This window comes from uncultured Roseovarius sp., from assembly GCF_913057115.1.
In the GTDB taxonomy this organism is placed as follows: Bacteria; Pseudomonadota; Alphaproteobacteria; order Rhodobacterales; family Rhodobacteraceae; genus Roseovarius.
The window spans coordinates 14704-37381 of sequence record NZ_CAJXNN010000034.1; the positions used below are offsets into that span (position 1 = coordinate 14704).

At 60.4% G+C, this 22678-nt stretch carries 20 protein-coding genes; 12 read left to right on the forward strand and 8 right to left on the reverse strand.

The annotated features are described in order from the left end of the window. Window positions 1-36 precede the first annotated feature (36 nt). The 5 genes from QZ498_RS13425 to glnT all read left to right on the forward strand — a co-directional run bounded on the left by QZ498_RS13425 (window position 37) and on the right by glnT (window position 5819). Window positions 37-1305: an NAD(P)/FAD-dependent oxidoreductase gene (locus QZ498_RS13425; RefSeq protein WP_294623068.1), complete on the forward strand. Its 1269-nt coding sequence runs from the start codon at window positions 37-39 to the stop codon at window positions 1303-1305. Between the two features lie 162 nt (window positions 1306-1467). Continuing rightward, a complete protein-coding gene (locus QZ498_RS13430) occupies window positions 1468-2361 on the forward strand; it encodes a glutamine amidotransferase family protein (protein WP_294623070.1) in 894 nt (297 codons plus the stop codon). A gap of 1 nt (window position 2362) precedes the next feature. Next, on the forward strand, window positions 2363-3040 hold the full coding sequence (locus QZ498_RS13435) for a GXGXG domain-containing protein (RefSeq protein WP_294623072.1): 678 nt from the start codon (window positions 2363-2365) through the stop codon (window positions 3038-3040). An 11-nt stretch (window positions 3041-3051) separates the two neighbouring features. Continuing rightward, complete coding sequence (locus QZ498_RS13440) at window positions 3052-4398, forward strand: FMN-binding glutamate synthase family protein (protein ID WP_294623074.1); 1347 nt, start codon at window positions 3052-3054, stop codon at window positions 4396-4398. Window positions 4399-4484: 86 nt separating this feature from the next. Continuing rightward, window positions 4485-5819, forward strand: a complete 1335-nt coding sequence (glnT, locus tag QZ498_RS13445; protein ID WP_294623076.1) for a type III glutamate--ammonia ligase — start codon at window positions 4485-4487, stop codon at window positions 5817-5819. A 103-nt stretch (window positions 5820-5922) separates the two neighbouring features. Here glnT and QZ498_RS13450 read toward each other — a convergent pair whose 3' ends face one another. Both QZ498_RS13450 and QZ498_RS13455 read right to left on the reverse strand, forming a co-directional pair. Further along, window positions 5923-6321 (reverse strand): cell division protein ZapA, encoded by a 399-nt coding sequence (locus tag QZ498_RS13450; RefSeq protein ID WP_294623078.1) that lies wholly within the window; start codon window positions 6319-6321, stop codon window positions 5923-5925. Beyond that, window positions 6321-6821, reverse strand: coding sequence for a hypothetical protein (locus QZ498_RS13455; protein WP_294623080.1), 501 nt, complete (start codon window positions 6819-6821; stop codon window positions 6321-6323). The genes QZ498_RS13450 and QZ498_RS13455 overlap by 1 nt, the downstream gene beginning before the upstream one ends. 254 nt (window positions 6822-7075) lie before the next feature. On the opposite strand from QZ498_RS13455, the gene tkt reads away from it, so the two are divergent. Beyond that, window positions 7076-9091, forward strand: coding sequence for a transketolase (tkt, locus tag QZ498_RS13460; protein ID WP_294623082.1), 2016 nt, complete (start codon window positions 7076-7078; stop codon window positions 9089-9091). 382 nt (window positions 9092-9473) lie between these two features. Here the strand turns inward: tkt and grxD are convergent, their stop codons facing one another. From grxD to QZ498_RS13485, 5 genes are all read right to left on the reverse strand, one after another. Further along, a complete protein-coding gene (gene grxD, locus QZ498_RS13465) occupies window positions 9474-9836 on the reverse strand; it encodes a Grx4 family monothiol glutaredoxin (protein WP_294623083.1) in 363 nt (120 codons plus the stop codon). A gap of 23 nt (window positions 9837-9859) precedes the next feature. Next, window positions 9860-10090, reverse strand: coding sequence for a hypothetical protein (locus tag QZ498_RS13470; protein WP_294623085.1), 231 nt, complete (start codon window positions 10088-10090; stop codon window positions 9860-9862). Window positions 10091-10127: 37 nt separating this feature from the next. Continuing rightward, on the reverse strand, window positions 10128-10370 hold the full coding sequence (locus QZ498_RS13475) for a BolA family transcriptional regulator (RefSeq protein WP_294623087.1): 243 nt from the start codon (window positions 10368-10370) through the stop codon (window positions 10128-10130). 95 nt (window positions 10371-10465) lie between these two features. After that, window positions 10466-12631, reverse strand: coding sequence for a phosphoribosylformylglycinamidine synthase subunit PurL (gene purL, locus QZ498_RS13480; protein WP_294623089.1), 2166 nt, complete (start codon window positions 12629-12631; stop codon window positions 10466-10468). 143 nt (window positions 12632-12774) lie between these two features. Continuing rightward, window positions 12775-13296 (reverse strand): hypothetical protein, encoded by a 522-nt coding sequence (locus tag QZ498_RS13485; protein WP_294623091.1) that lies wholly within the window; start codon window positions 13294-13296, stop codon window positions 12775-12777. 211 nt (window positions 13297-13507) lie between these two features. Between QZ498_RS13485 and QZ498_RS13490 the strand changes: the two genes are divergently transcribed. Next, window positions 13508-14539, forward strand: coding sequence for a pyridoxal-phosphate dependent enzyme (locus QZ498_RS13490; RefSeq protein ID WP_294623092.1), 1032 nt, complete (start codon window positions 13508-13510; stop codon window positions 14537-14539). Then, window positions 14536-15666 (forward strand): Xaa-Pro peptidase family protein, encoded by a 1131-nt coding sequence (locus QZ498_RS13495; RefSeq protein WP_294623094.1) that lies wholly within the window; start codon window positions 14536-14538, stop codon window positions 15664-15666. The genes QZ498_RS13490 and QZ498_RS13495 overlap by 4 nt, the downstream gene beginning before the upstream one ends. 234 nt (window positions 15667-15900) lie before the next feature. Here QZ498_RS13495 and QZ498_RS13500 read toward each other — a convergent pair whose 3' ends face one another. Further along, window positions 15901-16806 carry a LysR family transcriptional regulator gene (locus QZ498_RS13500; RefSeq protein WP_294623096.1) on the reverse strand — a complete coding sequence of 302 codons (906 nt, stop codon included), beginning with the start codon at window positions 16804-16806 and terminating at the stop codon, window positions 15901-15903. A gap of 172 nt (window positions 16807-16978) precedes the next feature. Between QZ498_RS13500 and QZ498_RS13505 the strand changes: the two genes are divergently transcribed. From QZ498_RS13505 to QZ498_RS13520, 4 genes are all read left to right on the forward strand, one after another. After that, window positions 16979-20401 carry an indolepyruvate ferredoxin oxidoreductase family protein gene (locus QZ498_RS13505; protein WP_294623098.1) on the forward strand — a complete coding sequence of 1141 codons (3423 nt, stop codon included), beginning with the start codon at window positions 16979-16981 and terminating at the stop codon, window positions 20399-20401. A gap of 79 nt (window positions 20402-20480) precedes the next feature. Beyond that, the gene (locus QZ498_RS13510) at window positions 20481-21344 is read left to right on the forward strand and encodes a lysophospholipid acyltransferase family protein (RefSeq protein ID WP_294623100.1); all 864 of its coding nucleotides are present in this window, start codon (window positions 20481-20483) and stop codon (window positions 21342-21344) included. Between the two features lie 30 nt (window positions 21345-21374). Beyond that, window positions 21375-22187: a glutamate racemase gene (locus QZ498_RS13515; protein WP_294623102.1), complete on the forward strand. Its 813-nt coding sequence runs from the start codon at window positions 21375-21377 to the stop codon at window positions 22185-22187. Window positions 22188-22423: 236 nt separating this feature from the next. Beyond that, window positions 22424-22678: hypothetical protein (locus QZ498_RS13520; RefSeq protein ID WP_294623104.1), on the forward strand; the 255-nt coding region annotated here is incomplete at its 3' end.

The window sequence follows — 22678 nt, forward strand, 5'->3', positions numbered from 1 at the left end:
TGCCGGAAGACACCGGCGCAATCGGGAGGAGATACTATGACCCTTAACAGACGAGCCTTTATCGGCACGGGCGTCGCGGCGGCGGCGGCCTTGTCGGCACCGATGGTGCGCGGCCAAGGCAAGCCGCGCGTCGTTGTGGTTGGCGGCGGGGCAGGCGGGGCGACCGCGGCCCGCTATATCGCCAAGGACAGCGATGGCGCGATTGACGTGACATTGGTGGAACCCACACGCGCCTATTACACCTGCTTTTTCTCGAACCTCTATATCGGCGGTTTCCGTGATCTGAGCAGCATCGGCCATAGCTATGGCACCTTGGCCAGTGATTTCGGCGTGAACGTTGTGCACGACTGGGCCGTTGGGATTGACCGTGATGCCAAGACCGTGACTTTGGCGGGGGGGGCGTCACTGCCCTATGATCGGCTGATCCTGTCGCCGGGGATTGATTTTGTCGAGGGCGCGGTTCCCGGTTGGGACGTGAGCCAGCAAAACAAGATGCCCCATGCCTATAAGGCCGGCAGCCAGACCGAGCTTTTGAAAGCGCAGATCGAGGCGATGCCGGAAGGCGGGCTTTATGCCATGGTGGCCCCGCCCAACCCCTATCGTTGCCCGCCGGGGCCCTATGAGCGGGTCAGCATGGTGGCGCATCTGCTGAAAGAGATTAACCCCACCGCGAAAATCCTGATCGCCGACCCCAAGGCGAAATTTTCGAAAATGGCGTTGTTCCAGGAAGGCTGGCAGGCGCATTATGGCGGGATGATCGATTGGATCGGGCCGGATTTCGGCGGCGGCAACGTGAGTGTGAACCCCGACGAGATGACCGTGGATATCGACGGTGCGGTTGAGAAGGTGGATGTTTGCAACGTCATTCCGGCGCAGAAGGCGGGCAAGATCTGTGAGATGGCCGGGATTACCGAGGGCAACTGGGCGCCGGTGTCGGGCCACACCATGCAAAGCCGTATGGATGAGAATATCCATGTGCTGGGCGATGCTACGAACCAGGGCGATATGCCGAAGTCGGGCTATTCGGCGAACAGTCAGGCCAAGGTGGCGGCTATGGCCGTGCGCGGGGCGCTGACCGGTTCCAAGGTCTTCCCGGCGAAATTTTCGAACACCTGCTGGAGTCTGATTGACACCGACGATGGTGTGAAGGTCGGGGCCTCATATCAGGCGACCGATGAGAAGATCGCCAAGGTCGATGGTTTCATTAGCCAGACCGGAGAAGATTCGGCGCTGCGCAAGGCGACCTATGAGGAAAGCCTTGGCTGGTATTCGGGCATCACCGAGGACATGTTCGGCGCGTCGTGATCCACGATGAAGTGTGACAGGCGGCCTCCGGTGCGGATCGGGGGCCGCTTTTTTGTGCAGTGTCACATTCAGCGTGTTTCCTGATAGGAATATTAAATTCTTTTTGTTGAAGTTGCTTTCGACTCGGGCTAGCGTTTCCAGCATAGGATTATGGAGGCGTCGATGTGTGGAATCGTCGGGTTGTTTTTGAAGGACAAAGCGCTTGAACCGCGCTTGGGTGAGATGCTGAGCGAGATGCTCATTACTATGACGGACCGTGGCCCCGATAGCGCGGGGATTGCCGTTTATTCCGAAGATCGGGAGGGGTGGGCCAAGCTGACGGTGCAAGCCGATGACCCAAGCCGCTTTGCCGGGTTGGATGATGAGTTGGCCCAAGCGCTTGGCTGTGAGGTGACGGTGCGGATCAAGGATACCCATGCGGTGATTGACCTGCCCGAGGCCAAGATGGCCGAGGCGCGTGCTGCTTTGAAAGAGTTGCGCCCTGAGGCGCGCGTGATGAGCGCGGGCGAGGTGATCGAGATCTACAAGGAAGTGGGCCTTCCCGGTGATGTGGCCAAGCGCTTTGATATTCCGCATTTGGCGGGCAGTCATGGGATTGGTCACACCCGTATGGCGACGGAGTCGGCGGTGACCACACTGGGCGCGCATCCGTTTTCGACCGGGGCGGATCAGTGCCTAGTGCATAACGGGTCACTCTCGAACCACAACTCTTTGCGTCGACAGTTGGCGCGCGAAGGGGTCAGCGTGGAGACTGAGAATGACTCTGAGGTGGCTGCCGCTTACCTGACGTGGAAAATGCAGCAGGGTCATAGCCTTGGCGAAGCGCTTGAATCCGGGTTGGACGATCTGGACGGGTTTTTCACCTTTGTTGTCGGCACCAAGGATGGTTTTGGCGTGGTGCGTGATCCGATTGCCTGCAAACCGGCGGTGATGGCCGAAACCGATCAATACGTGGCCTTCGGGAGCGAATACCGCGCCTTGGTCAATCTGCCCGGTATCGAAGAGGCCCGCGTTTGGGAGCCGGAACCCGCAACCGTTTACTTCTGGAAGCACTGACATGCAGACATTTGATTTGGAAGCCAATGGCCTGCGGGCCTTGAATGAGGCGCTACAGGCGCAGAGCCAGCAAACCAATGAAACCGCTTGGGAAGTGGTCAATCCGCGCGGCAGCCATGCGATTGCCGTGGGGTTGGATGCGCCGATTGATGTGACCGTCAAAGGATCGACCGGGTACTATTGCGCGGGCATGAACAAGCAAGCCACGATCACGGTGGATGGCAGCGCCGGCCCCGGTGTGGGCGAAAACATGATGAGCGGCACGGTGATCGTTGAAGGCGACGCCAGCCAATATGCCGGGGCCACGGGCCATGGTGGCCTGTTGGTCATCAAGGGCAACGCCAGTTCGCGTTGTGGGATTTCCATGAAGGGGATCGACATCGTGGTGCAGGGCAATGTTGGCCATATGTCGGCCTTCATGGCGCAGAAGGGCAACCTTGTGGTCTGTGGCGATGCAGGCGAGGCTTTGGGCGACTCGATCTATGAAGCGCGTTTGTTCGTGCGCGGCGAGGTCAAAAGCCTTGGGGCGGATTGCATCGAGAAAGAGATGCGGCCCGAGCATCTTGAGACCCTGCGCGAGCTTTTGGACCGGTCAGGTGTGAATGCCAAACCGGAAGAGTTCAAGCGCTATGGCTCGGCCCGAAAGTTGTACAATTTCAACATCGACAACGCGTATTGAGGGGAATCGATATGGCAGATGATCAAAAACACGCGATTCCGCAAACCATGCCCATTCAGTCGGCGACCTTCAGCCCGGAGGTGAATGCCGAAATCCGGCGCGCGGCGGCGACGGGGATTTACGATATTCGCGGCGGCGGGGCCAAGCGGCGGGTGCCGCATTTCGACGACTTGCTGTTTTTGGGCGCGTCGATGAGCCGTTATCCGTTGGAAGGCTATCGCGAGCGGTGCGACACGAATGTGGTGCTTGGTACGCGCTTTGCCAAAAAGCCCATCGAGTTGGACATTCCGATTACCATTGCGGGCATGTCCTTTGGCGCGTTGTCGGCGCAGGCCAAGGAGGCCTTGGGGCGCGGTGCGTCGCTCGCGGGCACCTCGACCACCACGGGCGATGGCGGCATGACGCCCGAGGAGCGGGGCCAGTCGAAAACGCTGGTCTATCAATACTTGCCGTCGCGCTATGGGATGAACCCTGATGACCTGCGCAAGGCCGATGCGATCGAGGTGGTCGTGGGGCAGGGCGCGAAACCCGGCGGGGGCGGTATGCTGTTGGGCCAAAAGATTTCCGACCGGGTGGCCGAGATGCGTGATTTGCCGAAAGGGATCGATCAGCGCAGCGCCTGTCGGCACCCCGATTGGACGGGGCCGGATGACCTTGAAATCAAGATCTTGGAGCTGCGCGAGATCACCGGTTGGGAAAAGCCTATTTACATCAAGGTCGGTGGCGCGCGGCCCTATTTCGACACCACCTTGGCGGTCAAGGCCGGGGCGGATGTCGTGGTGTTGGACGGGATGCAAGGCGGCACGGCGGCGACGCAGGATGTGTTTATCGAACATGTTGGGCAGCCGACGCTGGCCTGTATCCGCGACGCGGTGCGCGCGCTTCAGGATCAGAACATGCACCGCAAGGTGCAGCTCATTGTATCTGGCGGTATCCGGTCGGGTGCGGATGTGGCCAAGGCCTTGGCGCTTGGGGCGGATGCTGTCAGCATCGGCACGGCAGCCATGGTGGCGCTTGGCGACAATGACCCAAGGTGGGAGGCCGAGTATCAGGAGATGGGCACCACGGCGGGGGCCTATGACGATTGGCACGAGGGGCGCGACCCGGCAGGGATTTCCACGCAGGACCCCGAGCTTGCCAAGCGGTTGGACCCTGTGGAAGCGGGCCGTCGGCTGAACAATTACCTCAAGGTGATGACGCTGGAAGCCCAGACCTTGGCACGGGCCTGTGGCAAGAACCATGTGCAGCATTTGGAGCCCGAGGATTTGGTGGCCCTCACGATGGAGGCGGCGGCCATGGCGCAGGTGCCGCTTGCGGGCACCAACTGGTACCCCGGCAAGCCGGGCACGCAGTTCTAGGGACAAGACAACCGGACGGGGCGGCCATGGGTCGCCCCGATTTCGTATCAACAGGGATGTAAACAAGCGAAAGGGACGACAAGACCATGACGACAGATCTGGCTTCCTTTGCCGCCGAGCGCGGCGTTAAATATTTCATGATTTCCTTTACCGATTTGTTCGGGGGGCAGCGCGCCAAGCTGGTGCCAGCACAGGCGATTGCCGACATGCAGGAAGAGGGCGCGGGCTTTGCCGGCTTTGCCACTTGGCTGGATATGACGCCGGCGCACCCTGATATGCTGGCGGTGCCGGACCCCGAAAGCGTGATCCAACTGCCGTGGAAGCCCGAGGTGGCCTGGGTCGCCGCCAACCCGGTGATGGAAGGCGAGGACGTGGCGCAGGCCCCGCGCAACGTGCTGCGGCGGCTGATTGACGAGGCGGCAAGCGAAGGCATGCATGTGAAAACCGGCGTCGAGGCGGAGTATTTCCTGCTGACGCCGGATGGAACGCAGTTGAGCGATGAATTCGATACCGCTGAGAAGCCTTGCTATGACCAGCAGGCGGTAATGCGCCGCTATGATGTGGTGCGCGAGATTTGCGACTATATGCTGGAACTGGGTTGGGGACCGTATCAGAACGACCACGAGGATGCGAATGGCCAGTTCGAGATGAACTGGGAATTTGCCGATGCGCTTGTCACCGCCGACCGGCATTCGTTTTTCAAGTTCATGACCAAGTCGGTGGCCGAAAAACACGGCTTCCGCGCGACCTTCATGCCCAAGCCGGTTGAGGGGCTGACGGGCAATGGGTGTCACGCGCATATCTCGGTTTGGGATGCGCCGGGGGAGGGGGCCAAGACGAACGTCTTTGCCACCGAGGCTACCAGTGGCAGCCCGACCGCGGAACTGGGCCTGTCGGAGAAGGGGGCGCATTTCCTCGGGGGGATCATGAAGCATGCCAGCGCCTTGGCGGCGATCACCAACCCCACGGTCAACAGCTACAAGCGGATCAATGCGCCGCGCACCATGTCGGGGGCCACATGGGCGCCCAATACCGTCACATGGACGGGCAACAACCGCACCCATATGGTGCGTGTGCCGGGGCCGGGGCGGTTTGAGCTTCGCCTGCCGGATGGGGCGGCAAACCCCTATTTGTTACAGGCGGTTATCATCGCGGCGGGGCTGTCGGGCGTGCGTGCAAAGGCCGACCCGGGCAAGCGCTATGACATTGATATGTATGCCGAAGGTCACAAGGTGCGGGGCGCACCGAAACTGCCGCTCAACATGCTGGATGCCTTGCGGGCCTACGACAAGGACAAGGGCCTCAAGGAGATGATGGGGGCGGAGTTCTCGGCCGCCTATCTGAACCTCAAGCACAAGGAGTGGGACAGTTTCGTGTCGCATTTCAGCCGCTGGGAAAAGGACCACACGCTGGACATCTGACCCGGCCATCACGTGACAAGACCCGAAGCGCGGCTTCGGGTCTTTTTGTCTGTCGGTATCACGTCGGTATTTTGTCGGTATCGGGTCGGTGGAATCGTCCGGCTCAGTCGTCCGGTAATTTACCGTCCACCTCGTCGGCCAGAGACTCGGCCCGGGCGGCGATTTCGGCGAGGCTGTCGGTGACATCCTCGGGCACGATGGGCACCTCTATGGTTTTCGGCTCGGGCGTTGGGGCATTGCGGAGCTGATCAAGCTCGGCCTCTTTCTCGGCCATGCGGTCTTCCATCGCTTTGAGCTTGTCCTGGAGCCCGGCGGTTTTGTCCGCCAGCATCAGGCCGGCCATCAAGAGCATCCGCGCCTCGGGGATGCGGCCGATCTGCGCGGCGAGCACCGATGCTTCTTCATCCAGCATCTTTGCGGCGGAATGCAGGTAGTGTTCTTCACCTTCCTGACAGGCAACATCAAAACTGCGGCCACCGATTTCAATTTGGACTTCGGGCATCAGGCATCCTCCGGTTGGGTGGTGTCACCGCCGTCTGTGGCGCGTTTCAGGAGCGCGTCCATTTCGGTAAGGATCGCGTCGGCCTCGGATTTGTCGGCGGCACGCGTGGCGCGCAGGCCTTCGAGTTCGGCCAGCATGGCCTTGTTGATGAGATGCGCCTCGCCGACGCCTTCGGCATTGGCTTCACGCAGGGCGGCGTTGTTTTCGCGCAGCTGTTGATTGGCCTGGCGCAGCGATTGCAGAGAGGTATCAAGTTCCTTGAGCTTGTCGGCACTGTCGGATTGCGCGGCATCGCGGGCGGCCTCGGCCTCGGACAGCGATGCCTTGAGCTTCTTGATGCGCTCCTCGAGTTGGGCATTGGCGAGCTTTTCGTCTTCAAGCTGCTGGCGGAGGCTTTCAACTTCGCCGGCGTCTTCCGATTTGGCCATGCCGTCCAGCCCTTGGCTGATCCGGTCAAGTGCTGCGGTGATGCGGCGCTGCAACTCGGGTATGTCGCTCATGTCCTGACCTCTTGTCTTGGTACTATCGCCATGTCCGCGAATCGCGGTGAAACGATTTTACACGCAAGTCTAATGCCTTCTGGCGAAAACCTGAAACATCGCTTTAAGTGGGCGCGTTTTGGCATGAGCGGGATGCTCGGCAAGCCCGTGCGGGCTTTTCTCGCAGGGGGGCCATGTAGCGCGGTGTTGTGCTTGATCTTTGGCCCGCGCCTGATATGCAGCGGGCAAGATGAACCTTTGCGAGGATGACCCCCGTGGATATTGCTGCCCTGCGCTCTGCCAACCCTGACCACTGGACAAAAGCAGCCGCCATTCGCGCGCTGACGCTGGATGCGGTCGCTGCGGCCAACTCCGGCCACTCCGGTATGCCCATCGGTATGGCCGATGTGGCGACGGTGCTGTTTGAAAAGCACCTGAAGTTCGATGCCGCCAATCCCGAATGGCCGGATCGAGACCGCTTCATCCTGTCGGCGGGGCATGGCTCCATGCTGCTGTATTCGCTGCTCTACCTGACGGGGAACCCGGACATCACGCTGGAGGAGATCAAGAATTTCCGTCAGTGGGGTGCCAAGACAGCCGGCCACCCCGAGAACTTCCTTGCCCGCGGGATCGAGACAACCACCGGCCCGCTCGGGCAGGGGATTTCCAATGCCGTGGGCTTTGCCATGGCCGAAGAGATGCTGCGTGCGCGTTTTGGCCGGAAACTGGTAGATCACCACACCTATGTCATCGCGGGTGACGGGTGTCTGATGGAAGGTGTCAGCCAAGAGGCCATCGGTTTGGCCGGGCGGCACAGTCTGGGCAAGTTGATCGTGCTTTGGGACAACAACAACATCACCATCGACGGCAAGGTCGATCTGGCTGATCGCACCGATCAGGTGAAACGCTTCCGCGCAAGCGGCTGGCAGGTGCTTGAGATCGACGGGCATGACCCGCAAGAGATCGACGAGGCCCTGACCAAGGCGAAAACCGGCAAGCGGCCGACGATGATCGCCTGCAAGACGCATATCGCCTTGGGCCACGCGGCGCAGGATACCTCCAAAGGGCACGGCGCGCTGACCGATCAAGATCAGTTGGTGGCTGCCAAGGAAGCCTATGACTGGCCCTATGGTCCTTTCGAAGTCCCTGCCGATGTAAAATCCTCGTGGGAGGCGATTGGCGCACGAGGCGCCGAGGAGCGTACCGCGTGGGAGTCCCGCATGGGCGAGGTTTCGGAACGTCGCCAGGCGGAGTTCACCCGGATTTTCAATCGCGAGGCCCCGAAGAAGCTTTCGGCGCGGATCAAGGCGCTGAAAAAGCAGATCAGCGAGGAACAGCCCAAGGTCGCCACCCGCAAATCCAGCGAGATGGTTCTGGAAGTGGTCAACCCGATCATGCCGGAAACCATTGGCGGTTCGGCGGACCTGTCGGGGTCGAACAACACCCAATCGGGCGATATGACGGTGTTTGACACCGATAACCGCAAGGGGCGTTACATCCATTACGGTATTCGTGAGCATGGCATGGCCGCCGCGATGAACGGGATGGCCCTGCATGGTGGTATTCGCCCCTATGGCGGCACCTTCATGTGTTTCACAGATTATGCGCGCCCGGCGATGCGTTTGGCCGCGCTGATGAAGCAGCCGACGGTGTTCGTGATGACCCACGACAGCATCGGCCTTGGCGAAGATGGCCCCACCCACCAGCCTGTAGAGCATCTGGCGATTTCGCGTGCCACTCCCAACACGATGGTGTTCCGCCCCTGTGACACGGTGGAAACCGCCGAAGCCTGGGAAATTGCACTGACCTCGAAAGACACACCTTCGGTTCTGTCGCTGACCCGTCAGGGGGTAAAGACCCTGCGCACCGAGCATCGCAACAAGAACATGGTCGCCCAAGGGGCCTATGTTCTGGCCGATGCAGAGGGCAAGCGTCAGGTTATCCTGATGGCCACAGGCTCGGAGGTGGAAATCGCCATGCAGGCGCGCGAGGCCTTGCAGGCCGAGGGGATCGGCACGCGGGTTGTCTCGATGCCCTGCTGGGAGTTGTTTGAGCAACAGGACGAGAAGACCCGTCGGCAGGTCTTGCCCGGTGGCCCGGTGCGTGTTGCGGTTGAGGCCGCGGTGCGCCAAGGGTGGGACCGCTGGCTGTGTGGCGAACGCGGGCGCGAGCAGAAGGCCGGTTTTGTCGGGATGGACAGCTTTGGCGCCTCGGCCCCGGCGGGCACGCTTTACGAGAAATTCGGCATCACGGCTCAGGCCGTCACCGAGAAAGCGAAAGCCCTGCTTTAAGCCTTGGTATGCACCTGAAACGCAAGGCCGCCGACCCATTTGGGCGGCGGCTTTTGCTTGTGGTTCGGGCGTTGACCATTGGCGCGAGGCCGCGACGGCCATGGCGCTCGGGATTGGACTGTCCCTTGTTCTTCAAAGGGTGGTGGCCGGTCCTAATGTGGTCGCCACAGCCACCGGCACCGGCCGGGGCATTGGTGTGCAAAAAGCGGCCCCACTGCGTCGCAGCGCCCTTGCCTTGGGGGTCGATGCCAATTTCTGGCCAATGACCCCTTCTTCTGTTCAAAAATATCCTGGGGTGAGGCCGCAGGCCGAGGGGCAAAGCCCCTCAACCGGCGCGCAAAAGCGCGCTTGAACCTGTCGCGCCGCAGGCGCGCCGTTTGGATTATGCGTTGGCTTCGCGGATTTTCTCCGCGGCGTCCTTGTCGTAGGCCACCTCGTTTTGGTCGAACATCTGGTCCAACTCGCCCGAGAGCGTCATCTCGGTGATGATGTCGCAGCCGCCGACGAATTCGCCCTTGATGTATAGCTGCGGAATGGTGGGCCAGTCGGAATAGTCCTTGATGCCCTGACGGATTTCCTCGTCGGCCAGAACATTCACGTCCTTGAAGGCAACCCCCATGTAATTGAGCACCCCGGCCACGCGCGAGGAGAAGCCGCATTGCGGCATGTCCTTGGTGCCTTTCATGTAGAGCACCACGTCGTTGGATTTCACGGTTTCATCGATCTGTGTCTTGGCATCGGTCATGGGAGCCTCTTTTGTCTGTTCGCTTAAGTGTCGTTTTCACCGGCGTTCGGTTTGGGTGGTTCATAGCTGGGGGCTGTTTCGTCGATGTCATAGGCCCCACGTTTGTTCTTGGACGGGCCAAAGCGGCGCCAACGTTGGTATTCCTTGACCGAGGCCCAGACGAACATGATCACGAAGGGCAGGAGCAAAAGCATGACCCATGGGTGAAGCGTGAAGAACTCGTGTGTTCCTGCCCCGAAAGGAGAATTTTGCATGACGCGCGTTTCCTTTCTTGTGCTTCGGAGACGCCTTCTAGTCCGGTGCCTTGGTGGTCAGTGCCAGCGCGTGCAGGTCGCCCGAGGGGCCGTCCATCTTGCCTTTCAATGCGGCATAGACCGCCCGTTGTTGCTGTACCCGGTTCATGCCCTTGAACGAGGCGTCGATCACTTCGGCGGCGTAGTGGTTTCCGTCGCCTGCCAAATCGGTGATCGTGATCTGGGCATTGGGAAACTCGGCGCGGATCAGGTCTTCGATTTCCTGAGCTTGGATGGGCATGCGGGGTTTTCTCCTGTTGGTCTTGACAAAGATGTAGACCCGCGCCGGGGGTCTTGCAAGGGATGGCGTGCTGGTCGAAGCCTGCGCATTGTATGTCAGGCGAAGGTTTCCCCGAAGCTGTTTCGGTAGATTGCGGAGAGTTCGGAGAGCGGTGCTTCGGAGGTGCCGAATTTGACCGTATCGCCAGTGAACTTGCCGACGCTTCGGATGGGCACACCGGCGCGACCGGCTTCGATCATCAGCGCCTCGGCCTGATCGAAGTTGCAGGCCACCAGATAGCGCGCCTGATCTTCGCCAAAGAGGGTGGGGGTGTCGTCGGCGTCAAGCTGCACACCTACGCCGGCGGCTTCGGCCATCTCGAAGGCCGCGAGGGCCAGCCCGCCATCGGAGAGGTCAGTGCAGGCCTTGATCAGCGCGTGATTGGCGCGGATGAAGTCGCCGTTGCGTTTCTCGGCGTCGAGGTCCACGGCGGGGGCATCGCCTTCGATGCGGTTGTAGACCTCGGCCAGAATGGCGGATTGGCCAAGGTGGCCGGTGGTTTCCCCGATCAGGATGGCGACATGGCCGTCGCGCACCTCGCCTGAAATGGCGTTGTCGGCGTGGTCAATGAGGCCCACGGCCCCGATGGTGGGGGTGGGCAGGATCGCCTGACCGTCGGTTTCATTGTAAAGCGAGACATTGCCCGACACGATCGGCATGTCGAGGGCCGAAACCGCCTGACCGATACCTTTGATGGCGCCGACGAACTGGCCCATGATCTCGGGCTTTTCGGGGTTGCCGAAGTTCATGTTGTCGGTGGTGGCAAGGGGGCGTGCGCCCAAGGCGGTGAGGTTGCGGTAGGCTTCGGCCACCGCTTGCTTGCCGCCTTCGACTGGGTTGGCCTTGACGTAGCGCGGGGTCACATCCGAGGTGAAGGCCAGCAGTTTGTCGGTGCCATGCACGCGGATCACCCCCGCGCCAAGGCCGGGGCCGCGGGTGGTGTCGGCCATGACCATGGTGTCGTATTGTTCATAGACCCATTGGCGCGAGCAGTAGTTGGGTGAGCCAATGAGTGCCTTGAGACCGTCGATCGGATCGACGCCCGGCACGCTGTCGGTGTCCAGCGGCTCGGCGGCTTGCGGTTCGTTCCAGGGCCGGTCGTATTCCGGCGCGCTGCCCGAGAGGGTGGCGAGCGGCAGGTCTGCTTTGACCGCGTTGCCGTGCATGATGAGGAAGCGGTCTTCGGCGATGGTTTCGCCAACGATGGCGAAATCCAGATCCCATTTTTCAAAGACCGCGCGCGCCTCGGCCTCTTTTTCGGGGCGCAGGACCATGAGCATGCGTTCTTGGCTTTCCGAGAGCATCATCTCGTAGGCGGTCATGTTTTCTTCACGCTGCGGGACTTGGTCAAGTTGCAGCTTGACGCCAAGGCCGCCCTTGTCGCCCATTTCCACCGCCGAGCAGGTCAGGCCCGCCGCGCCCATATCCTGAATCGAGATCACCGCGCCGGTGGCCATCAGTTCCAGCGTGGCTTCCATCAGGCGCTTTTCGGTGAAAGGGTCGCCCACCTGCACGGTGGGGCGTTTTTCTTCGATGCTTTCATCGAATTCGGCCGAGGCCATGGTGGCCCCACCAACGCCATCGCGGCCTGTCTTGGCCCCGAGGTAAACCACCGGCATACCGACGCCGGAGGCGGCGGAGTAGAAAATCTTGTCGGCATCCGCGAGACCGGCGGCAAAGGCGTTCACAAGGCAGTTGCCGTTATAGGCCGGGTCAAAGCGCACTTCGCCGCCGACGGTGGGAACGCCAAAACAATTGCCGTAACCGCCGATGCCTTCTACGACACCGTGCACGAGTTGCCGCGTTTTGGGGTGATCCACTTCACCGAAAGACAGCGAGTTCATAGCGGCGATGGGGCGTGCGCCCATTGTAAAGACATCACGCAGGATGCCGCCCACGCCCGTTGCCGCCCCTTGGTAGGGTTCGATGTAGGAGGGGTGGTTGTGGCTTTCCATCTTGAAGATCACGGCCTGACCGTCGCCGATACCCACCACGCCGGCGTTTTCGCCGGGGCCGCAGATGACTTGCGGGCCTTCGGTGGGCAGGGTGCGCAGCCATTTCTTGGAGGATTTGTAGGAACAGTGCTCGTTCCACATGGCCGAGAAAATGCCCAGTTCGGTGAAGGAGGGCTCGCGGCCGATGATCTCGAGGATCATGTCGTATTCTTCGGGTTTGAGGCCATGGGCCTCGATCAGTTCGGGCGTGATTGCCGGGTCCTGCATTTTGATGGATTCCCCCAAGGTGTCCGGTTGGCGCCTCTTTACGGCATGCAAGGGGCAGGGGGAAGGGGGTGAAACCTCTGCTGTTGATGCAAAACGACCCGGGCGCAAGGCCCGGGCCGCTTTTGGGAAGGCGATGCTAGGTGTTACCCTTCAATGCGATCTTGGATGGCTTCACGCAGGGGTGCCAAATCTGCGGTGTGCTCAAGGCGAACGCCTTCATTGGCGACGCGCAGTGCATCGACGGGGAAGGCCACGACATCAACCGGGAGTTTCGCGTCAGCCGCCACATCGACGTAAACCAAGTGGCTGCCTTCGGCGTATTCTTCAGTCTTGAATGCCGTACCGATAGCGGCGTTGTCCGATGTCCAGATCTCGGCGTCTTCTTTCGCGACGGCCAAGATGTTCTCGGGGGATGTATCGGCGGCGCGCGACGTATCCGGCTTGTCCGATACGTCAGAACTGACTCCGGCGTCGTCGATATCCACCATGTCAATGTTCATGGCCGAGCGACCGTCCATGTCATACTCGACACCCATTTCGCTGAAAACACTCGTGCCAGCCGCGATATCGCCATGGTCACCCGACATGCCTTGGTCGTCGGCGAATGCGGCGACTGCAGTTGCACTGCTGATTGCGGTTGCCATTGCGAATTTGCGAAAGGTCATAAATCCTCCGTTTCTGCAGGAAATGTTCCTGCGGGTTATTTCTAACGCACCGAATGCGCGTCTGAAGGGTCAACGCAGCGGGCGATGAGGTGTTCCAGACCCCGTCGAAAAAATTTTTGCGGTTGGCAGAACGCCGGTCCCGGCGACAGATGTAGGATTGACGCGAAGCACGGCTTTGGATCACATGCGCTGATACGAAAAAGGGGGGAGCATGAAACAGCTATCCAATCGGTTTCGAGGCATTGGCATGCCCGCGGATGTTTTGATGGGCGCGCCATGGCCCAGTGTCGTCGCGGCGGCACCCGAGAAATTGTTGGCGCAATGCCCGGCAGCGCGCGAGACCCCTTTGCTAGAGGTCGAGGGTTTTGGTGCACGCCTTTGGGTCAAGGACGAGCGCGGGCGCATGGGGCTTGGTAGCTTCAAGGCGCTTGGCGCGGCCTATGTGATCGCCCATGAGGCGGTGACCACGGGGGGCGAGGATTTTTCCAGCGCGCTTGACGGGCGTACCTATGTCACCGCCAGCGCGGGCAATCACGGCCTGTCGGTCGCTGCAGGAGCGCGGATTTTCGGGGCCAAGGCGGTGGTGTACTTGTCCGACACCGTACCGGAAGGCTTTGCCGCCCGGCTACGTGACAAAGGGGCCGAGGTGGTGCGCGCCGGGGCTGAATACGAGGCCAGCATGCAGGCGGCATTCGAGGCGGCGGAAGAAAATGGCTGGACGCTTCTATCGGACAGTTCGTGGGAGGGGTATTTCGACCTGCCGCATCGGTTGATGGAAGGGTATTTGGCCATGGCGGCCGAGGCGGCCCGGCAAATGCCCGAGCCGCCCACGCATATCCTGTTGCAGGCAGGCGTCGGGGGCTTGGCCGGGGCTTGTGCCGCTTGGTTCCGCGAGGTTTGGGGCGATGCGCCGCAGATCGTGGTGGTGGAACCCGAGGCCGCGCCGGCCTTGCATCATAGCATCGCCGAAGGTGGGCCGGTGGAAACCTCTGGGCCAGTGTCGAATATGGGGCGTTTGGACTGTAAAGCGCCGTCGCTGATTGCGTTGAAGGGATTGGCACGGGATGCTGACAGCTTTGCCTTGATCTCGGACGCCGAGGCCAGCGCGGTATTGCCGGATTTGGCGGCAAAGGGCTTGGCGACCAGTGAATCAGGCGCGGCGGGTGTGGCCGCGCTGCGGTTGATGGATTTGCCCAAGGATGCGCGTGTCTTGTGCATACTGAGCGAAGAGGCGGATGCGTGACGCGCGGGTTTGCGGCGGAAGAGTTCCGCGCGCGTGTCGCCCGCGCGCAGGCGCGGATGGACAAGGCGGGGCTTGGCGCTCTGTTGCTGACCACCGAGCCGGATGTGCGGTATTTTACCGGGTATCTCACGCGGTTTTGGGAAAGCCCGTGCCGCGCGTGGTATTTGGTTGTGCCGGTAAGTGGTGAGCCGATTGCGGTAATTCCGTCAATCGGGGCGGCCTTGATGGGTGAGACTTGGATTTCCGACATTCGCACATGGCCCGCGCCCGACCCCGAGGATGATGGGGTAAGCCTTTTGGCCGAGGCTTTGGGCGAGGTGGGTGGCCCGGTGGGCCTGCCCAGCCATCAGGGTAAGGCCCTTCGGATGCCTTTGAATGATCTGGAGGCGGTGAAGGCGCAAAGCGGTTTGGCCTTTACCGACGATCGCGGGATCGTGGCGGGACTACGTGCGGTGAAATCAGAGGCCGAGATTGCCAAGATCGCGCAGGCCTGCGCGATTGCCGGGCGGGCCTTTGACCGGGTGCATGAGATTGCAGCGCCCGGGGTGGTCCTGTCGCGTGTCTTTCGCGATTTTCAGCGGTTGCTGTTGGAGGAGGGGGCCGATTGGGTGCCCTATCTGGCCGGAGGGGCCGGGCCGGAGGGCTATGCGGATGTGATCTCACCGGCAAGTGACGCACGCTTGGAGCGCGGCGATGTTCTTATGCTGGATACTGGGGCGGTTTGGGATGGATATTTCTGTGACTATGACCGGAATTTTGCCATTGGCGAGGCCAGTGAGGCGCAACGGGCGGCGCATGCCCGGTTGATCGAGGCGACGCAGGCGGGATTGGAGGCGGCGCGCCCCGGTGCGCGCGCCTGTGACGTCTGGCGCGCCATGGCCGATGTGGTGGGCGGCGGCGAGGAGGCCGGGCGTTTGGGCCATGGGTTGGGAATGCAACTGACCGAGGGGCTTTCGGTTTCAGCGAAGGATCAAACCGTGCTTGAGCCGGGCATGGTGATCACGCTGGAGCCGGGGGTGGAGCTGAGGCCCGGAAAGATCATGGTGCATGAAGAAGACATCGTGATTACCAGTAATGTTCCAAAGCCGCTCTCGCCATGGGCCGGGCTGGACTTGCCAGTGATTTGAGCCCTCTGCATATGAATTGGGCGGCCTGAAAACGCCGACTGGTATCTGCGCAAAAAAAAGGCCGAGCACTAAGCTCGGCCATAGTCCAACAGGGAGGTATGATGATGACCTGATGTCATCGTCATGGCTGGGAATTAGGCAGTTTGAGAGAGTCGATCAAGGGCCAAGATGCCGCAGTTGCAGCATGGCCGTTATGCGCCCAATGCATAGCCAAACCTGCATGTGATGAATGGCTTAGCTAACTGCCTGTTCTTTCATCTTTTTCCGGTAGGCAAAAATCTCTTGCTGAACAAAGTCGCGGAAGGCGGCAATGCGTTTGGATTGGCGCAATTCCTCGGGGTAGGCGAGGAAAACCGGCACTTCACTTGATTGAACATCTGGAATGACGCGGATCAGATCGGGGAAATCGCGCGCCAGGTAATCGGGAAGAACACCGATTCCAAGGTTGTGCAGCACGCCTTGCAAGACGCCGAAATAGTTGTTTACCGTCAAAAGCGACGGCACGTCGTAGGTCATCAATTCGTTGACAAGGGTCGCGCCTGCGCCGACCTGGGCCGAGCGAGGGTTCTGGCAGATGAGCCGGTGTTCGTGGAGTTCTTCCGGACTGTTGGGTGTGCCATGCTGCTCAAGGTAGTCACGAGAGGCGAAGAGGCACATGTGCACGCTCATCAGCCTTTTGCGGATCAGGTCAGCTTGGCTGGGTTCTTTCATGCGGATGGCGACATCGGCCTCGCGCATCGGCAGGTCGAGCACCTTTTCCTCTAGCATCAGGTCGATTTTGAGGTCGGGGTATTGTTCGTAAAGCTGCGGCAGACGCGGCGCGAGCCACAGCGTGCCGAAGCCGATGGTCGTGGTGACCCGGAGCTCACCGAATACCTCCTCTTCGCTGTCGCGAATGCGTGCGGTGGCCGCATCAAGGCGTTTCATCATGGCGCGCGTCGCATCAAACAGAAGTTCGCCCTGTTCGGTGAGAATCAGCCCCCGCGCATGGCGGTGAAACAGGGTGGCATTGAGTGATTCTTCAAGCCCGCGCACCTGCCGTGAGACAGCCGATTGCGAAAGGTGAAGCTGATCACCGGCATGTGTTAAACTTCCGGCGTCGGCAACGGCGTGAAAGATTCTGAGCTTGTCCCAATCCATAAAGGTAACTTTCGACTCATAATTCGGGTTGTCAGTGCAATAGCAGAAAAGTGGTTCCAATTCACAGGCTTGCAAGTGCGCTTTGTAAAAAATGTGGTTGGTAGGTCACAATTTATGACCTAATATTGCCCTATATTTAGACAAGGTGACACACGCCCAAGGGAGGCCCGGAATGACCAAGCAGACCGTGACGTTGAGTGACCGCTTCGATCTCGAAAAATCGCCTGTTCTTTTGAATGGCACGCAGGCGCTTGTGCGGCTGATGCTGACGCAGGCGGCGCGGGATCATGCTGCGGGGTTGAGCACGGCGGGTTATGTGACGGGGTATCGCGGCTCTCCCTTGGGGGCGGTCGATATGCAGATGAACCGCGCCGCCAAGCAATTGGCCGAGGCCAATGTGACCTTCAAGGAAGGGTTGAACGAGGATTTGGCAGCGACCGCGCTGTGGGGCTCTCAACAGGCCGAATTGCGGGGCGAAGGCAAGTATGACGGGGTTTTCGGCCTTTGGTATGGCAAGGGTCCGGGGGTGGACCGCTCGGGCGATGTGATGCGGCATGCCAATATGGCAGGCACCTCGGCGCATGGCGGGGTTTTGATGGCCATGGGTGATGACCACACCGGCGAATCCTCGACCGTGTTGCACCAAAGCGAATGGGCCATGGTGGATGCCTATATGCCTGTGGTCAGCCCGGCGGGTGTGCAGGAGATCATTGATTACGGCATATATGGCTATGCCCTCAGCCGTTTTTCGGGGCTTTGGGTGGGCTTGAAGACCATGAAAGACACGGTGGAGGCCACCGCTGTGGTGGATGGCCGCGTCGACCGGATGCAGATTGTCACGCCCGAGTTCGATATGCCCGAGGGCGGGTTGAACATCCGCCTTGGCGACACGCCGCACGCGCAAGAAGCGCGAATGATTGATTACAAGCGTTTCGCGGCCGAGGCGTTTTCCCATGCCAACAAAATGGACAAGCGTGTTTGGGGCAAGCCGGGGGCCAAGATCGGGTTTGTTGCGGCTGGCAAGAACTGGCTTGATCTGGAACACGCGCTGACGCTGTTGGGAATTGATGAGCAGGAGGCTGAGCGGCTCGACATTACCACCTACAAGGTCGGGCAGGTGTTCCCGCTGGATATGAAAGGCTTTCACGATTGGGCCGAGGGGTTGGACCTAATCGTCGTGGTAGAAGAAAAGCGCAAGCTGATCGAGGTGCAGATCAAAGAGGCGATTTTTGACGATCGCCGGGGCCGGCGGGTGTACGGCTGGCACAAGGGGGGTGGTGCGGGCTCCATGCATGGGCCGGAATTGTTCCCGACGCGGGGCGCGCTTGATCCGATTTGGATTGCCGAGAAGCTGGGTGAAATCCTGATTGAAGAGGGGCGCGGCACCGATGCGGTGAAGGCGGGGCTTTCCAGCTTGGCCGAGGCGCGGGCCGGGGACAATGCCGAGGAGATCGCGGCGCGCTTGCCCTATTTCTGTGCCGGGTGTCCGCACAATAGCTCCACCAAGCTGCCCGAAGGGTCGCGCGCCTATGCCGGGATCGGTTGCCATTACATGGTGCAGTGGATGGACCGCGAGACCACCGGCTTTACCCATATGGGGGGCGAGGGGGCCAACTGGATCGGGGAGGCGCCGTTCTCCAAGCGGAAACATGTGTTCCAGAACTTGGGCGACGGCACCTATAACCACTCGGGCGTGCAGGCCATTCGTGCCGCGTTAGCGGCGGGCACGGCCATCACCTACAAAATCCTTTACAACGATGCCGTGGCGATGACGGGCGGGCAGCCCAATGATGGGGGCCTGAGCGCGCCGCAGATCGTGGCGGAACTGCGTGCCATGGGCGTGCAAGAGGTGGTGGTCGTCTATGACGAGAAGGAAGATGTCGACCTGAACGCCTTTCCCAAGGGCGTTGAAATACATGAGCGCGCCGAGTTGATGGCGGTACAAGAGCGTCTGGCCGAGGTCGAGGGGGTGTCGGCCATCGTCTATATCCAGACCTGCGCCGCCGAAAAGCGCCGTCGCCGCAAGCGTGGCACCTTCCCGGACCCTGACAAGCGGGTGTTCATCAATACCGATGTTTGCGAGGGCTGCGGCGACTGTGGGGTGCAATCGAATTGCGTGGCGATCAGTCCGGTGGAAACCGAATTGGGCCGCAAGCGTGAGATTGATCAATCGGCCTGCAACAAGGATTTCAGTTGTCTGAAGGGGTTTTGCCCCAGTTTCGTGACGCTTGAGGGGGCGGAACTGCGCAAGGAGGAAACCGCAAGCCTTGAGCTGCCCGAGATGCCGGAACCCAAGTTGCCCGCGATTGACGGCACCCATAACGTGGTGATCACCGGGGTCGGTGGCACGGGTGTTGTGACCATCGGTGCCGTGCTGGCCCAAGCCGCGCAGATTGACGGCATGGGCGCAGGCATGATGGAAATGGCCGGTTTGGCCCAGAAAGGCGGTGCGGTGCATATCCATTGCCGCCTTGCCAGTTCACCTGATGATATCAGTGCGATCCGCGTGGCCACCGGTGAGTGTGACGCGCTGATCGGGGGTGATCTGGTGGTCAGCGCCGGGGCCAAGACGATTGGTCTGATGAAAGAGGGCCGGACCGGGGCCGTGGTGAACAGTCATGAGATCGTGACCGGCGATTTCACCCGCGACCCGGAGTTTCATCTGCCTGCCGACCGCCTGAGCCTTGCGCTTGAGGCGCGGTTGAAAGAAGGTCTGCAATTGGTCGATGCCTCGGAATTGGCTCGGGTAACCATGGGTGACTCGATCTTCTCGAACATGATGATCTTTGGCGCGGCGTGGCAGCGCGGGTTGATCCCGGTCAGCTATGAGGCGATCAAACAGGCCATAGAGTTGAACGGGGCCGCCGTGCAACGCAACCTGCGCGCTTTTGAGATTGGACGTTGGGCGGCTTTTGCGCCGGATGAGGCCGAGAGGCTGCTGGTGCCGAATGTGGTCGAAAAACCTAAGAGCCTAGAGGATAAGATTGCTTTCCGGGCCGATCATCTGGTGGCCTATCAAGGCAAGGGATTGGCGAAACGCTATCGTAAACTTGTTGATGGCATCGAGGATGGCGAACTTCGCGCGGCGGTGGCCAAGGGCTATCATAAGCTGTTGGCATATAAGGATGAATACGAAGTCGCGCGGTTGCTTCTATCCAGCCGGGACAAGGCCAAGGGGACTTTCGCCGGAGATTTCAAGATGACATTCCACCTTGCGCCGCCGTTGATGGCCAAGACGGGCGCTGATGGGCGGCCTGTGAAGCGTGAATACGGTGCGTGGATGGAACGGCCCATGCGAGTGCTGGCGAAGTTGAAGCGCCTGCGTGGCACGCCGTTGGACCCCTTTGGCTATACCGCCGAGCGCAAGATGGAGCGCGCCCTGATCAAGCAATACGAGCGGGACATGGCGGAGGTTTTGCCGAAGCTGGATACAAACAGCCGCGATGCGATCATCGCCTTGGCGGAATTGCCCCTGCAAATCCGAGGTTTTGGCCCGGTCAAGCAGGCCAATGAGGCTAAAGCGGCGAAACGGCGTGAGGAGCTTTTGTCGGTCATCCGGGCAGGTGGGGCGCCTGTGGCACAGGCGGCGCAGTAATGTCATGAAACCGTAACGTGAACTGGTCACAACCGTCGCATACCCCTATGACACAGGCGAATCGAACGGGAAGTTGACCATGCGTCAGGAACGCCAAGTCGCGCGCGACATAAGCTATTCATACTCGGCCCAGACAAAGGGTGGGCGGGCGATGATCCGCACGATGGAAAACCTGACCGGGCGTATTCGCCTGATCAAGCGTGCCAAAGGCTATGAGCGTGACGTGGCCGAGGGGCGGGATTTCTGGGAGGTGATGGTTGAGCGGTATGGCCTGTCGCTGGATGTGGTAGGCGGGAGCCTGTCGAACATACCGCGCGACGGCCCGCTGATCCTGATTGCCAATCACCCTTATGGAATTCTGGATGGGTTGATGATGGGTCATATCCTGAGCCAGACGCGCGGGGATTTCCGGATTCTGGCGCATCAGGTGTTTCGTAAGGCCGAGGACCTGAACAAGATCATCCTGCCCATTAGTTTCGATGAAACCAAAGAGGCGGTTCAGTTGAACTTGCAGACGCGCAAGACCTCGCTTGACTATTTGGGGCAGGGCGGTGCGATCGGAATATTCCCCGGTGGTACTGTCAGCACGGCGGCCAAACCCTTTGCGCAACCGCTTGACCCCGGTTGGCGCGGGTTTACGGCGCGGATGATTTCCAAGTCGAATGCCACGGTGGTGCCGGTGTTCTTTGATGGGCACACAAGCCGGTTGTTTCAGGTGGCCAGCCATTTGCATTACACGCTTCGGATGGGCCTTTTGATCAAGGAGTTCGGCAAGCGGGTGGATACCTCGGTGGGTGTCGTGGTGGGCGACCCGATTGGCCGCGCGGAAATGGACGCCTACAAAGGTGATACGAAATCGCTCATGGCATTCCTGCGGCGTAAGACGTATGAGCTTTCTCCAAGGCCGATTGATCCTGCGTCGGTCGGGTTCGAATTCCAATAAGGGCGTCCCGCCGGGCGGGGCGGGGCAATCATGGCAGTTGGCATTTTTGATAGTGGTCTTGGGGGGTTAACCGTTCTGGACGCGGTGGAGAAACGCCTGCCGGATGTGCCGTTTGTTTACCTTGGCGATAATGCGCATGCGCCTTACGGGGTGCGGGATGCGGATGATGTTTACGAATTGACAACCCGTGGGGTGGAACGGCTTTGGGCAGCGGGTTGTGATCTGGTGATCCTCGCCTGTAATACCGCGAGTGCCGCTGCGTTGCGTCGGATGCAGGAATCCTGGGTGCCGCGCGACAAGCGTGTGCTGGGCGTTTTTGTGCCGCTAATTGAAGCACTTACCGAACGTGAGTGGGGTGACAATTCCCCGCCGCGCGAGGTGCAGGTCAAGCATGTTGCCCTATTTGCCACACCGGCCACGGTGAGCAGCCGGGCCTTTCAACGGGAACTGGCCTTTCGCGCGATTGGCGTGGATGTGGAGGCGCAAAGCTGTGGCGGGGTGGTGGATGCCATCGAGGAGGGGGACATGATCTTGGCCGAAGCCTTGGTGCGCAGCCATGTGGATGCCCTGAAGCGCAAGATGCCCAACCCGCAAGCGGCGATCTTGGGATGTACCCATTACCCCTTGATGCAAAACATTTTTCAGGATGCGCTTGGGCCTGACGTGCAGGTCTATTCGCAGCCCAATCTAGTGGCCGAGAGCCTTGCCGATTACCTGACGCGTAGGCCCGAGATGCTGGGCGAGGGGACGGCGAAGCAGTTCCTGACGACGGGCGACCCCAAGCGGGTGTCGGCGCGCGCGACGCAGTTCTTGCGACGCGAGATTACTTTCGAGCAAGCCTGAGCGGAGTTTTGTACGACTCGTACGTTTTGTACGCGAGTTTTGTACGAAAATCGGACCCTCGCTTTGAAACGTCGTACGACTCGTACGAAAATCTTGATGAAAAGTGGTCATTCATCATCCGCTGATTGCCCCATGGGTTCGGTTGTTTCCGGGTTGCGCTATAAGTAGCGCCTTGCAACTATGAGGTGCATTTCAAGTGCGGATTTTTGCGCGTTGTGCGCCTGGGAAGACAATTAATGAAACGCTTGGCCGAGGTGAAATTTCAAAGGTTACTTTTTGTGCGTGGGGTTACCCATTTGCTGATGGGTTTTCTAAGGTGGCAACTGTTCGCCGGACTGAAAGGCGCGTGGTCCCGTTTCGCACTTGGGGTCATTTTGGTTTCGTTCCTTGCGAGTTGTGCGTCAACAGGTGGCTGGCATCAGCGGTTGACGGTGACGGTCATGACGCCAGAGGGGCCAGTCTCGGGCGAAAGCGTGATGGGGGTTGAGTTC

What these genes read in the sequence shown, in the direction of transcription:
- QZ498_RS13425 (WP_294623068.1), top strand. Translation starts at nt 37, where the DNA reads ATGACCCTTAACAGACGAGCCTTTATCGGCACGGGCGTCGCGGCGGCG.
- QZ498_RS13440 (WP_294623074.1), top strand. Translation starts at nt 3,052, where the DNA reads ATGGCAGATGATCAAAAACACGCGATTCCGCAAACCATGCCCATTCAG.
- grxD (WP_294623083.1), bottom strand. Translation starts at nt 9,836, where the DNA reads ATGACCGATGCCAAGACACAGATCGATGAAACCGTGAAATCCAACGAC.
- QZ498_RS13435 (WP_294623072.1), top strand. Translation starts at nt 2,363, where the DNA reads ATGCAGACATTTGATTTGGAAGCCAATGGCCTGCGGGCCTTGAATGAG.
- QZ498_RS13510 (WP_294623100.1), top strand. Translation starts at nt 20,481, where the DNA reads ATGCGTCAGGAACGCCAAGTCGCGCGCGACATAAGCTATTCATACTCG.
- QZ498_RS13450 (WP_294623078.1), bottom strand. Translation starts at nt 6,321, where the DNA reads ATGCCCGAAGTCCAAATTGAAATCGGTGGCCGCAGTTTTGATGTTGCC.
- QZ498_RS13490 (WP_294623092.1), top strand. Translation starts at nt 13,508, where the DNA reads ATGAAACAGCTATCCAATCGGTTTCGAGGCATTGGCATGCCCGCGGAT.
- QZ498_RS13515 (WP_294623102.1), top strand. Translation starts at nt 21,375, where the DNA reads ATGGCAGTTGGCATTTTTGATAGTGGTCTTGGGGGGTTAACCGTTCTG.
- QZ498_RS13500 (WP_294623096.1), bottom strand. Translation starts at nt 16,806, where the DNA reads ATGGATTGGGACAAGCTCAGAATCTTTCACGCCGTTGCCGACGCCGGA.
- QZ498_RS13485 (WP_294623091.1), bottom strand. Translation starts at nt 13,296, where the DNA reads ATGACCTTTCGCAAATTCGCAATGGCAACCGCAATCAGCAGTGCAACT.
- QZ498_RS13470 (WP_294623085.1), bottom strand. Translation starts at nt 10,090, where the DNA reads ATGCAAAATTCTCCTTTCGGGGCAGGAACACACGAGTTCTTCACGCTT.
- glnT (WP_294623076.1), top strand. Translation starts at nt 4,485, where the DNA reads ATGACGACAGATCTGGCTTCCTTTGCCGCCGAGCGCGGCGTTAAATAT.
- QZ498_RS13505 (WP_294623098.1), top strand. Translation starts at nt 16,979, where the DNA reads ATGACCAAGCAGACCGTGACGTTGAGTGACCGCTTCGATCTCGAAAAA.
- purL (WP_294623089.1), bottom strand. Translation starts at nt 12,631, where the DNA reads ATGCAGGACCCGGCAATCACGCCCGAACTGATCGAGGCCCATGGCCTC.
- QZ498_RS13430 (WP_294623070.1), top strand. Translation starts at nt 1,468, where the DNA reads ATGTGTGGAATCGTCGGGTTGTTTTTGAAGGACAAAGCGCTTGAACCG.
- QZ498_RS13455 (WP_294623080.1), bottom strand. Translation starts at nt 6,821, where the DNA reads ATGAGCGACATACCCGAGTTGCAGCGCCGCATCACCGCAGCACTTGAC.
- QZ498_RS13475 (WP_294623087.1), bottom strand. Translation starts at nt 10,370, where the DNA reads ATGCCCATCCAAGCTCAGGAAATCGAAGACCTGATCCGCGCCGAGTTT.